Below are 11,926 nucleotides of genomic sequence, written 5' to 3' on the forward strand. Positions count from 1 at the left end.
GGCCTTTCGGCCCGCGTTTTCGTCTCAGCCGAATTTTTCTTTCAGCCACGCCTTCGGCAGCGCCGGCACGAAGTTGCCGTCGCGGCCGATCATGTCTTCATTGGCGACCAGAGCGTTGAGGATCGATTCCTCCACGGTCCGGATCACGGCGTCGAAGAACGGATCGATGTCCGTATCGGGAATGAAATCGGCACTGGCGATCCGACCCGACGGGGCCAGCGCCGCGGCGGGATTGGCTGTCGAGAAGGCGAGGAATATGTCGCCCGAGCTGTGATAGCCGAAGCCGCCGGTCATGGCGACGCCGAGCGGCACACGGCGTGCCAGCCGCTTCATCTGATGCGGCAGGAACGGCGCATCGGTGGCGATGACGGCGATGATCGAGCCCTTTTCCGCGCGCGCCGTGGCTTCGCGGATCGCTGGTTCGGTGAGTTCGGGATCGGCGCGCCTGCCACGAATTGTGAAATTGTGCCGCTTGCCGAAATTCGACTGCACGAAGGCGCCGACCGTGTAGGCGCGCCCTTGCCATGCGACGATGCGCGAGGCCGTGCCAGAGCCTGCCTTGAAGCCGAAGGTGATCATGCCTGTGCCGCCGCCGACACTGCCTTCCTCGACCGCTCCGCCGGCCGCGCCGTCAAGCGCCTCGGCGACATGCTCCGATGTCAGATGATGCCCGTTGATGTCGTTGAGGAACCCGTCATAGGTCTCCGCCGCCACCGGTAGCCCCCAGGCGCTGTCGAGCGCGGCCGGCAGCACCCGGTTCATCCATCGCAGCGTGCCGTCGCGCGAAACACCGCAGGAATGCGTGTTGGTGATGGTGATCGGGAAGTTGAAAGCGCCGGTTTCCTCGATGATGTGCGAGCCGGTCAGCTCGCCATTGCCGTTCTGGCTGAAGATGCCGGCAAAGACTGGCGTCGCCAGCTCGGCGCGCGGCCTGGGCAGGATGGCGGTGACGCCGGTGCGCACTGGTCCCTTGCCGACGACAAGCGGACCATCGCCTGATATCAGCGTCGCATAGCCGACCGCGACGCCGGGCACGTCGGTGATCGCGTTGAACGGCCCGGGCGTTCCGTCGAAGCCGATGCCGAAATGTCGTGCGCGCGGCTTGCCGGATGGCGTTGCCAGATGGTGCGGATTGTCGGTCATGCTCTTAGAACAAGGATCCCTGATTGCCGGGTTCTCTAGCCTTGGCCGCGGTCCTGGCGGCGGGCTTTGGCCGCGCCGCGCCGCTGGTTGCCACCGCATCGGCCGTGCCGTCGGCGAACTCCAGCGAAAGCGCCATCCCCGACGCCACGTCCGCGGCCTGCTTGATGACGGCGCCGTCGGCATCCTTCACCAGCACGAAGCCGCGCGCCAGGACGGCCTTGTGCGACAGTGTCGCCATCAGCCGCTCGGCCTGGACGATGCGGCCGCGCAACCGTTCCAACCTGAGCAGCATCGCTTGGCCGCCGCGTCTCGTCAAAGCCGTTAGCAGATCCCTCTGGACACGTTGCCGCCGGGCTGTCGGCTCGATCGTGATGCGGCCCTGCAGCAAAGCCAACTGCTGTCTGTGCCGCTGCAATGACGCCTTGGCGCATTTTGGCAACTGATCCGCGGCACGATTGAGCTCCGCGCGCCGGGTTCTCGCCAGAGTGCGCAGAGCCCCCTGCGCCCGCAAAAGATTACGGTCATTGGTGCGCCGTGCCTCGGCAATCCGTTGCGAAAGCATTGTCGGGGTCAATTTTACGGCGAAGAATCGTGCCCGCTTGCGCTCGGTGGAGACCATCAGGCCACGTCCGAGCCTCGATGTCGCCTCGTCGAGGCGCCGGCGCGGCAGCGCCAGCAATTGATCGGGCGAGGGCAGCGCGCGCGCCGCCGCACGGGCGGCCTGCCGCTTGCGTTCGAAATTGCGCAGGACGGCTGCCTTGAGCCGCGCGCCGAGGCTGGCCAGAGTCGCTTCGAGGTCGGCTTTGACCGGCACGGCGATTTCGGCCGCGCCTGTCGGCGTCGGCGCCCGTACATCGGCGACAAGGTCGATCAGCGTCCAGTCGGTCTCGTGGCCGACCGCCGAAATCACCGGAATGCCGGAGGCGGCGACGGCACGGGCGAGTGCCTCGTCGTTGAAGCCCCACAAATCCTCCAGGCTGCCGCCGCCGCGCGCCACGATGAGCAGATCGGGGCGCTGGATGGGGTTGTCCCATGCCAGCGCGTTGAAGCCGGTGACGGCATTGGTCACTTCCGCGCTCGCCGTGTCGCCCTGTACGCGAACCGGCCAGACCAGCACATGCAGCGGAAAGCGGTCCTTGATGCGGTGGATGATGTCGCGGATGACCGACCCGGTCGGCGAGGTGACGACGCCGATGACGCGCGGCATGAACGGCAGCCGGCGTTTGCGGCCGGCATCGAAAAGCCCTTCCGCCTGCAGCCGGCGCTTGCGCTCTTCCAGCAACGCCATCAGCGCGCCGGCGCCCGCCGGCTCCAGATTGTCGATGACGATCTGGTAGTTGGACTTGCCGGGATAGGTGGTGAGCTTTCCGGTGGCGATTACCTCCATCCCTTCCTCGGGACGGAATTTCAGCCGGCTCATCGTGCCTTTCCACACCACGGCGTCGAGCCGCGCGCGGTCGTCCTTCAGCGCGAAATAGGCGTGGCCGGAGGAATGCGGCCCGCGATAGCCCGATATTTCACCGCGCACCCGCACATTGCCGAAGACGTCCTCGACCGTGCGCTTCAGCGCGCCCGATATTTCGCTCACCGTATATTCGGTGGCGTTGGTGCGTGATTCGGATGCTGCTTCGCTCATCGGCCGATTGGGGGCTGGTTGGGCGCCTGCGTCAAGGCGCCCGTGTCGGGCGTCATGACCTTGTTACCAGCCTGGGAGGATCTGGTTCGGCCTGGTCCGCTTCATCTTGGCGAAGGCGAGGGCGGCGAAGTCGAACGTTCCCGTCTCCTCACCAAGCGGCACCGAGATGTTGTCCAGGCTTTCCGAGATGTGGCGGGCAAGCGCATCGACGATCTCCGGCCGCGAGGTCTGGCCGCGCATGATGCCGATGCGGCAATCGGGCAGGGCGCCGAAGCCGTCGGCCTCGCCCAGCACCCGCATGCCGGGCCTGAGCGCGCATTCCGGCAGCACCGAGATCGCCAGGCCGGACAGCACGGCCGCAGTGATCACCGTCGCCGAGAAGCTGGTGAACAGGATACGGTAGTCGCGGTTCTGCTGGTCGAGCACGTCGACGGCGGCGCGCCGCCAGATGCAGTTCGGCCGCCCAAAAGCCATCGGCAGGATTTCCTGCTCGTGCGTCGCATGATTGGCCGAGGATACCCACAGCAGCGGTTCGCGCCGCACGACCTCCGACTGGCCGCGCACATCATTGTGCGTCACCAGCGCCAGGTCGAGATTGCCGCGCTTGATGTGTTCGACCAGCCCCGGCGTCGGCTCGCAGATGACGGTCAGTTCGACGCGCGGATTGGAGCGGGTGAAGCGTGCCATGATCTCGGGCAGGAAACGGTCGGCATAGTCGTCCGGCGTGCCGATGCGGATCGTGCCTTCGAGACGCTGGTCGTCGAAGGCGGCGAGCGTCTCGCGATTGAGATAGAGCAGCCGCCTTGCGTAGGAGAGCAGCTTGTCGCCCTCTTCCGTCAGCCGGTTGGTGCGCCCCTCCTTCTCGAACAGCGGCTTGCCGATCCGCTCCTCCAGACGGCGCATCTGCATCGACACGGCCGACTGGGTCCGGTGCACCTCTTCCGCCGCCCGGGTGAAACTGCCGGTGTCGGCGATCGAGACGAAGGTCTGCAACTGATCGAGATCGAGCGGCGCTTTCATCGGCGTGATCCATCACTAGTGTTGATGCCAAAGATTAAAAACATTCGTTGGATTAATCAATCCGGCGATGGCAAATTGGCATTGTCCACATGAAGGCATGTGTATTGAGACCGGAACGGCGCTTCTCCCGGGCGCCGATTGCCTGGTTTCGTCCGCTCGACTCCGAAGGAGAGACTGACATGACCACGATCGATTTCGCCACCGAGACCTCGCGCATCACCTCGCGTCCGGCCGTTGCGACGCGCGTGGTCAACGCCGCCTTCAATTTCTACCGCGCCTGGAAAAACCGCCGTGCTTTCTACCGCCTGGGCGAGATGTCGGATGCCGAGCTCGCCGATATCGGCCTGACGCGCGCCGACCTGCATGTTGCCATCGACGTGCCGTTCGGCCGCGATCCGACGGCAATCCTGCGTGAAATCGCCAGCGACCGCGTGGAAACGATCGAGGATATCGCCCGCAAAGTGGCCTGATTGGTTCAGTTTCGGTCTTGTTGAACCTTTTTGCGGTCAGCGCGACCAAGGTTCATGCAGGCTCCCACTCCCTGCCGGTTCCCCGCCGGCCTGCCTGCACGCTGCCCGGTCCTCCCAAGGACCGGGCTTTTCTTTTGTGGTTAGGCAAAAGCCAACTTGCGCGACGGCCTTGGTATCGATCTGCCGAGTTCGTGCGCAGCTTCTATCCAGGATGCAATGGCGTCTTGAACGTTTGCGATGGCTTTTTCGGGAGTTTCACCGTCGCTCATGCAACCGGGAAGGTCCGGTACAAGGGCGGAAAACCCATCTCCGTCCTCCATCGCAAGCGGCGCGATGATGACCGGATATTCAAGTCTGTCCGTCATGTCTCTTTGCCTCGTCGATGAATGTTACCAGTTTGAAAGGCGCGGTGACTCGGACGCTTGAACTGCTATCGCCGGTCCATGTCCCGCTTGAACTGGTCGAAGATCGTCTCCACGCCCTTCTGGTACTCGTCGCGTTGTTGGGCGCCGGTCTCGAACATCTTGCCGAAAATGTCGTCGAAAGGGTTCCTTGGCCGGCCGCTCGGATTGGCCTGCGGCTGTGGCGCCTGGGGCTGCTGCGGCTGCGGCGCTTGAGGTTGCGGCGCCGGCTGCCCGCCCGGCATTCCGAAGCCGCCGCCTCCGCCTTGCCGCAGCATCTCCTCGAAGATCTTTCCCAGCGGGTTGTCGCCGTAGGGGCTCTGTGTCTGCTGGGGCTGGGGTCGGCTTTGTGGTTGCTGCGGCGCGCCTCCGCCGAACATGTCCTGCAGCACCTTGCCGAGCGGATTGTCGCCATAGGGATTTGGCGCCGGCTGCGGCTGGCTTTGTGGTTGTGGTGAGCCGCCGCCGAACATGTCCTGCAATACCTTGCCGAGCGGGTTGTCCATGGGGTTCTGAGGCGGCGGTGCCTGGCGCTGTTGCGGCGCCGGCGCCTGCATGCCGCTTTGCCGCATCATCTGCTCGATGATCTCGCCCAGTGGATTGTTGCCGCCGCCGAAGGCCTGCATCTGGCCCCCCGTCAACTGGTTTGTCGTTTGCTTGGACAGGCCGCCCATGACCATCGAGGCGATCGCGGGCAGCATCTGTTGCAGCACCTGCTGGCTGACGCCGCTCGCCTGCGCCGCCTGGCTGGCCACGGCGCGCGACAAATCCTTCGAACCGAACAGATGGCCCAGAATGCCGTTGCCCTCATCGACGCCTTGCGGGGAGAAGGCGCGCGTCGCGTCCTCGAAATACTTGGCGTGCTGGCCGCTCGCCATCGCCGTCATGAAGGCGCCGAGCCCATAGGGATCGGCGGTGTTGCGTTGCAATCCTTGTGAAAAGGCAGGCAGCAGGGCCGCGACCGCCGCCTGCGTCTGCTGCAGCGAAAGCCCGTATTGCTGGGCAAGCGTCTGCATGCCGTTGCCGTTCTGGGCCTGCGTCAGCATGTCGAACAAGGTGGGCATCGGCTTCTCCTCCGGGAAATCCTCGAAGCTGAGCCTAATTCGTTTCAACGCCCGATTGAAGCGGCTTTTGCCGCTCCTGGTGCGCCGGGTTAATAGGCGTATTCCATGAACACCGGCTCGATCGAACCGCCCCAGCGCGTGTGGTAGGCCGACAGCATCTCCTCGGCGCTGGTGGTGCCGCGCGCAACCACTTCGTCCAAAGTGTTCAGGAACGAGGTTTCGTCGTAGCCGTCGCGGTTCTTCTTGCCGCGGTTCTTCAAGCCCATGCGCGAAATGGCCATGACGTCGCGGGCGACCTCGCGCAGCGTGGTGTTGCGGAAGGGTGCGGAAATTCCGAGCTCAGGCACGGCATTACGCATCGCCAGCGTTTCTTCATAGGTCCAGCTTGAGGTCAGCGCCTCGGCCGCGTCGAGCGCCGCCTCGTCATAGAGCAATCCAACCCAGAAGGCCGGCAGCGCGCAGATGCGCCTCCAGGGTCCACCGTCGGCGCCGCGCATTTCCAGGAAACGCTTCAGCCGCACGTCAGGGAACAAAGTCGACAGATGGTTCGCCCAGTCGCCCATCGTCGGCAGCCCGTCCGGCACTTCATTGCGCGCGGCCCCGGCCATGAACTGGCGGAAGGTGATATGCGTCATGTCGTGATAGTGGCCGTCGCGGATGACGAAATACATCGGCACGTCGAGTGCCCATTCGACATAGTCGGCGAAACCGAAATCGGGCGAAAAGCAGAATTCGAGCAGGCCCGAGCGCTGGTTGTCAGTGTCGCGCCAGATGTCGCCGCGCCAGCTCTGCAGCCCGTTTGGCCGGCTGTCGGTGAAGGGCGAGTTGGCGAACAGCGCCGTCGACAGCGGCTGCAGCTTCAGCGACACCTGCATCTTGCGGCGCATGTCGGCCTCGCTCTCGAAGTCGAGGTTCACCTGGATCGTACAGGTGCGGTACATCATGTCGAGGCCCTTGGTGCCGACCTTGGGCATGTAGCGCGTCATGATCTCATAGCGCGATTTCGGCATTTTCGGCGTCTCGGCCAGCGACCATTTCGGGCTGCCGCCGAGGCCGAGGAAGCGGATGCCCATCGGCTCGGCGATCTCGCGCACCTGCGCCAGATGGGCATTGCCCTCGCGGCAGGTCTGGTGGATCGTTTCCAGCGGCGCGCCGGAAAGCTCGAACTGGCCGCCGGGCTCCAGCGAGATTGCGCCCTGGCCGGTTGGCTCGACCAGGCCGATGATGCGGCCGTGGTCGATGATGGGATCCCAGCCGAGCTTGTTCTGCATGCCTTCGAGGATGGCGCGGATGCCCCGCTCGCCGCCGTAAGGCACCGGCGCGTTGCCATCGACGTAGAACGGAAACTTCTCGTGCTCGGTGCCGATCCGCCATTTTTCGCGCGGCTTGTTGCCCTCCGCCAGGTGCTCGACGAGTTCGTCTACGCCTTCGATGGGCCGGAAATCGGTTGTATCGCGCGCCATTTTTCAAGCCCTCAAAGGCGGTTGGACCACCGCCGGCGCTAAATGGACGAAATGTCAGGAGACGATCAAGCGAAAAATCCTGAGCCAGAGGTCAAGAGGAATTGAACGGCTTCTTCGCTACCAGTCGCCAATTGTTGCCTGCATCACCGCGAGCGCTGCCACGGCCGCCGTGTCGGCACGCAGGATACGCGGCCCGAGCGGAATGGCGCTCACGAAGGGGAGCGCCCGCAGCATCATCCGCTCCTCGTCGGAAAAGCCGCCCTCGGGCCCGACCAGCAAGGCGAGCCTCTTTCCCTTTACCGCCTGCAAGGCTGGCAACGGATTGTTGGTCGAGGCATCCTCGTCGCAGAAGATCAGCCGCCTCTCCTTGTCCCAGCCGGTCAGCAGGCGTTCGAACTTTTCCGCCTCGCGCACTTCCGGCACCGCCAGGATGCCGCACTGCTCGGCGGCCTCGACGACATTGGCGCGCAGGCGCTCGATGGACGGCTTCGCTACCTGTGTATGCTGGGTGATGACCGGCTGCAGGACGCCGGCGCCCATCTCGACCGCCTTCTGCACGAGATAATCGAGCCGGCCCTGCTTCAGGGGCGCGAAGCAGTAGATGAGGTCGGGCAAAGGCGGCTGCGGTCTTTGCGGCGCCAGAACCTTCAGCCGCACCGACCGCTTTGACTTCGCTGATATGGCCGCCGACCACTCGCCGTCGCGACCATTGAAGACAAGGACCTCGGCGCCTTCGGCGAGCCGCAGCACATGCAGGAGATAATGGCTCTGCTGCTGGCCGGGCTCGAACTCGATGTCTGGTCCGAGGTCGTCGGGCACGAACAGGCGTTGCATCTTGTAGTTGGCGCGCATGGCCGAGGAATGGGCGAGCCGGCCGCCGCCGTCAAGCCTCGGCCGAAGGATGCCACATGGGTTGAAAGCCGTGACGCAGGACGGCAAGGGTCGTTTCCGGGGTCAGCAGGACAAGCGACTTGGCCTCGAACCGATCAAGGCTGGTCGGCGGGCCATATCCGGCAAAAGCCCACGGCAACATCTTGCCGTGGCGCCAGGCATAAGCACTGCCGCCATCCGCGATCATCGCGCCGTCGGGCAGGCGGGCAAGCGCATCCCTTGCGATGGCGGGCCGTCTGCCGCCGGAAGCCAGCCGCTCCTTGTGCAACCGCTTGTCGACCTGCGGGGCGCGCGGCTCGGCAATACCGAAGGCTTCGCCGAGACGGCCGACAAAATCCTTGGCGCGTTCGCGCTGGCAAAAGAAGCAGGGCCGGTGCCCGGCGGCGAGCGCCGTCACCTCGTCGAGAAAAAACAGTTCGGTCCAGCCGGCCTTGCCACCGGGACGGTTGCGGCCCATTGGCTCGCGCCGCACGTCGCGGAATTGACACACGCAGATGATCCAGGCCTGGAGCGCCCAGCGCTTTCTCAGGAGCGTCTTCGTTGCCGGGTCGTGGATGATGCCGCGATTGCCGGTGAACAGGCCGCGTTCCGGCGCGGCGTGTATGGCGCCGAACGGATCGACCCGGTTCTGCAGTGGCATAGTTTTCTTCCTGGGATACGCATCTTGGCTGTCTTGCCGGCAACATGATATCGCTCGTCGCATCGTTTTCATGTCAGCAAGGTTTTTCCATGCGGGTGCTGGTGGTCCAGAACTACGACAATACCGGGCTCGGCCAGGTCGGAGCGGCACTGGCGGAAGCCGGTGCCCACCTCGATATACGCCTGCCCTACAAGGGCGATCCGCTGCCGCGGGACGCGGCCGGCCATGATGCCATGGTGGTGCTCGGCGGCGGTCAGAATGCGCTGGCCGACGATGAATATCCCTATTTTCCGGCGCTGCTCGAACTGACCCGCGATTTTGCCGGCAAGGACCGAGCCGTGCTCGGCATCTGCCTCGGCAGCCAGCTCGTCGCCCGCGCCTTTGGCGGCGAGAACCGCATCGGCGGCGCCAATGAATTCGGCTGGCGCGGCGTGTCGCTGACGCCGGATGCCAAGGCCGATCCGGTGCTGGCCGAACTGCCGGAAAAGTTCCCGATCTTCCAGTGGCACGACGACACGTTCGAACTGCCGGAAGACGCCGTGCGGCTCGCCGGCAACGACGTCGCCGAAAACCAGGCGTTTCGCGTCGGCCGCGCCGTCTACGGTTTCCAGTTCCATTTCGAAGCCGACCGGCCGATGGTGCAGGACTGGAGTTCCTCCTTCGCGCCCACCATTGCCGTGCGCCATCCCGACTGGGCCGGAAAGCTGGACGGCGAAATGGCCCGTAACGGACCCGACGCCGATGCCGCTGGCCTTGCCATTGCCCGTGCCTGGGTAGCGACGATCTAAGCGTCCGTTGATGCTCTGCGTGGCATAATTGGCACGCGGCCAAGAATCCGTCCGGGACAACACCTTTCATCCTTGGCTTGTGTCCGCCCGCTATCCTAGAAGGCGCGCGCCCTGCATCGGCTGTGCAACCGCGGTGAACCTTTTGTGTGACCCGTGCGACACACCGCCGATACAGAACGCGCCTAGAAGCGCGAAATCTTCGAAACTTTGAAGCGAATTATCCATTTCAACGCATTGGTAACCGCCTGGTGCACAGATGCAGAGAGCTCAACAAGAGATGACGTCCGTGAAAGCAGCGCTTCTGTCCTTTGCCATGCTGTCCGCAATCGTGCTTTGCGGCCTGGGTATCTATGCCGCCGACGCCGCCAACAACCACAATGCGGTCGACGGCTACGGCGTCACCGCCTCCCTGCGCTAAGCCAGGGTATCCTCGCGTCCTCGGACCGGGGGCTCAAGGCTCCTTTATCGACATTTCCAGGATGCGTTTGTCCGCGCCGTCCACGACGAGCGCGGTGAGCATGCCTGATTGCCAGGCGAGCGTGTCGACATTGACGCGGTTGGCCATCACTTCCGCCTCGGGGACCGGCGTGTGGCCGTGCACCACGATCTTCGGGAAGAGACCTGTGTGATCGTGGAAGACGTCACGGATCCAGATCAGATCCTGCGGGTTCTGCTTCTCCAGCTGAATGCCCGGCCTGATGCCGGCATGGCAGAAGAAGAAGTCGCCCGACGTCACCGAGAACGGCAGCGACCGCAGGAAGTCGACATGACTTTGCGGCACGGCCTCGAGCAGGGCCTGGTGTCCCTTGCGCATGGCTGACTCGGCCTTGCCGAACCAGACGCCGCTGCCGTTGTTGATCGCCACCCCATAGGATTGCGCGGTCTGGATGCCGCCGTAGCGGATGAAGAGCCCTTCAGGGTCGGGCGTCTTGAGAAAGTCGAGAAAGCCGATGTCGTGGTTGCCGGCCAGCATCAGGTTTCGCGCATCGCGTTCGCGCGCCTCGATCAGGAAGTCGATGACGCCTTTGGAGTCCGGTCCGCGATCAACATAATCGCCAAGATGGATAATGCGCCAGTCCGCGACACGGTCCCTGGCGATCTCGGCCGCGATCTGGCCGTGCATGGCGGCCAGCAGGTCGAGCCGGCCATGCACGTCGCCGATTGCGTAGAGACGCACGCCTTCCGGCCCGCATGCGTCGAGGAAATGGATGCCGGGTTCCGCCAACGTCTGGATATCTCCTTGGTCAGATGTCACGGATTTAGCGCCTGAGCTGGTCCTTGCCCATGTCGGTGACCAGACGCTTTCCGCACAGCGCCAGCGTGATGTCCATCTCCTTGCGGATGATTTCCAACGCTTTGGTAACGCCTTCCTTGCCGAGTGCGCCCAGGCCGTAGAGAAATGGCCGGCCGATATAGGTGCCCTTGGCGCCCAGGCAGAGCGCTTTCAACACGTCCTGGCCGGAGCGGATGCCGCCGTCCATATGCACTTCTATTGTGTCGCCGACCGCGTCCGCGATCTCTTCCAGCGCCATGATCGAGGACGACGCGCCGTCGAGCTGGCGCCCGCCATGGTTGGAAACGATGATCGCGTCGGCGCCGGTCTTGGCGGCCATCAGCGCATCCTCCTTGTCGAGGATGCCTTTCAGGATCAGCTTGCCGCCCCAGCGTTCCTTGATCCAGGCGACATCCTTCCATGACAGCTGCGGATCGAACTGCTCCGTCGTCCAGGACGACAGCGAAGAGACGTCGCCGACGCCCTTGGCGTGGCCGACGATGTTGCGGAAGGTGCGGCGCTTGGTACCGGCTATTCCCAGGCACCAACGCGGCTTGCTGGCCAGGTCGATGATGTTGGCCAGCGTCATCTTGGGCGGCGCCGACAGCCCGTTGCGGACGTCCTTGTGGCGCTGGCCAAGGATCTGCAGGTCGAGGGTGAGCACCAGCGCCGAGCACTTCGCCGCTTTCGCCCGGTCGATCAAATCGAGCACGAACTCCTTGTCGCGCAGCACGTAGAGCTGGAACCAGAACGGTTTCTTCGTCACCGAGGCGACATCCTCGATCGAGCAGATGCTCATCGTCGAGAGCGTGAACGGCACGCCGAATTCCTCCGCCGCCCGCGCCGCCAGCATCTCGCCGTCGGCATGCTGCATGCCGGTCATGCCGGTCGGCGCCAGCGCCACCGGCATCGACACTTTCTCGCCGATCATGGTCGATTCCAGCGAGCGGTTGCTCATGTCGACCAGCACGCGCTGGCGGAACTTGATCTTCTGGAAGTCTTCCTCGTTCGCCCGGTACGTGCTCTCGGTCCAGGCGCCTGAATCGGCATAGTCGAAGAACATCTTGGGCACGCGCCGGCGCGCGAGATCCTTGAGGTCTGCGATGGTGAGAATGTCGCTCATGATGGTCCCCGCTT

General features: G+C 64.3%; 13 protein-coding genes. 3 read left to right on the forward strand and 10 right to left on the reverse strand.

The genetic code is table 11. The features are described from left to right. Window positions 1-24: 24 nt before the first annotated feature. The 3 genes from LB569_RS02830 to LB569_RS02840 form a co-directional block, all read right to left on the reverse strand. A complete protein-coding gene (locus LB569_RS02830) occupies window positions 25-1,143 on the reverse strand; it encodes a P1 family peptidase (protein ID WP_140709266.1) in 1,119 nt (372 codons plus the stop codon). Between the two features lie 4 nt (window positions 1,144-1,147). Further along, window positions 1,148-2,779, reverse strand: coding sequence for an exodeoxyribonuclease VII large subunit (gene xseA / locus LB569_RS02835; RefSeq protein WP_224535806.1), 1,632 nt, complete (start codon window positions 2,777-2,779; stop codon window positions 1,148-1,150). Window positions 2,780-2,842: 63 nt separating this feature from the next. Further along, window positions 2,843-3,799: a LysR substrate-binding domain-containing protein gene (locus LB569_RS02840; RefSeq protein ID WP_140709262.1), complete on the reverse strand. Its 957-nt coding sequence runs from the start codon at window positions 3,797-3,799 to the stop codon at window positions 2,843-2,845. 179 nt (window positions 3,800-3,978) lie between these two features. Between LB569_RS02840 and LB569_RS02845 the strand changes: the two genes are divergently transcribed. After that, on the forward strand, window positions 3,979-4,269 hold the full coding sequence (locus tag LB569_RS02845; protein WP_224535804.1) for a DUF1127 domain-containing protein: 291 nt from the start codon (window positions 3,979-3,981) through the stop codon (window positions 4,267-4,269). Between the two features lie 140 nt (window positions 4,270-4,409). Here the strand turns inward: LB569_RS02845 and LB569_RS02850 are convergent, their stop codons facing one another. The 5 genes from LB569_RS02850 to LB569_RS02870 form a co-directional block, all read right to left on the reverse strand. Beyond that, window positions 4,410-4,634: a type II toxin-antitoxin system HicB family antitoxin gene (locus LB569_RS02850; RefSeq protein ID WP_224690971.1), complete on the reverse strand. Its 225-nt coding sequence runs from the start codon at window positions 4,632-4,634 to the stop codon at window positions 4,410-4,412. 65 nt (window positions 4,635-4,699) lie between these two features. Continuing rightward, window positions 4,700-5,734, reverse strand: coding sequence for a DUF937 domain-containing protein (locus tag LB569_RS02855; RefSeq protein ID WP_224690972.1), 1,035 nt, complete (start codon window positions 5,732-5,734; stop codon window positions 4,700-4,702). 89 nt (window positions 5,735-5,823) lie between these two features. Beyond that, on the reverse strand, window positions 5,824-7,197 hold the full coding sequence (locus LB569_RS02860) for a glutamate--cysteine ligase (protein ID WP_224690973.1): 1,374 nt from the start codon (window positions 7,195-7,197) through the stop codon (window positions 5,824-5,826). Between the two features lie 117 nt (window positions 7,198-7,314). Beyond that, entirely contained in the window at window positions 7,315-8,049 is a 735-nt protein-coding gene (locus LB569_RS02865; RefSeq protein ID WP_224691121.1) for a 16S rRNA (uracil(1498)-N(3))-methyltransferase, read from the reverse strand. 31 nt (window positions 8,050-8,080) lie between these two features. After that, complete coding sequence (locus LB569_RS02870) at window positions 8,081-8,728, reverse strand: hypothetical protein (protein ID WP_224690974.1); 648 nt, start codon at window positions 8,726-8,728, stop codon at window positions 8,081-8,083. A gap of 89 nt (window positions 8,729-8,817) precedes the next feature. Between LB569_RS02870 and LB569_RS02875 the strand changes: the two genes are divergently transcribed. Beyond that, the gene (locus LB569_RS02875) at window positions 8,818-9,516 is read left to right on the forward strand and encodes a type 1 glutamine amidotransferase (RefSeq protein WP_224690975.1); all 699 of its coding nucleotides are present in this window, start codon (window positions 8,818-8,820) and stop codon (window positions 9,514-9,516) included. Window positions 9,517-9,802: 286 nt separating this feature from the next. Continuing rightward, window positions 9,803-9,934, forward strand: a complete 132-nt coding sequence (locus tag LB569_RS31760; protein WP_013893872.1) for a hypothetical protein — start codon at window positions 9,803-9,805, stop codon at window positions 9,932-9,934. Window positions 9,935-9,967: 33 nt separating this feature from the next. Here LB569_RS31760 and LB569_RS02880 read toward each other — a convergent pair whose 3' ends face one another. Together LB569_RS02880 and LB569_RS02885 are read right to left on the reverse strand one after the other, a co-directional pair. Next, complete coding sequence (locus tag LB569_RS02880; protein ID WP_224691122.1) at window positions 9,968-10,741, reverse strand: metallophosphoesterase; 774 nt, start codon at window positions 10,739-10,741, stop codon at window positions 9,968-9,970. A 34-nt stretch (window positions 10,742-10,775) separates the two neighbouring features. Then, window positions 10,776-11,912 carry an alpha-hydroxy acid oxidase gene (locus LB569_RS02885; protein WP_140709246.1) on the reverse strand — a complete coding sequence of 379 codons (1,137 nt, stop codon included), beginning with the start codon at window positions 11,910-11,912 and terminating at the stop codon, window positions 10,776-10,778. Window positions 11,913-11,926 lie beyond the last annotated feature (14 nt).

The sequence above is a fragment of the Mesorhizobium sp. BH1-1-4 genome (assembly GCF_020165665.1).
Taxonomy (GTDB): Bacteria; Pseudomonadota; Alphaproteobacteria; order Rhizobiales; family Rhizobiaceae; genus Mesorhizobium.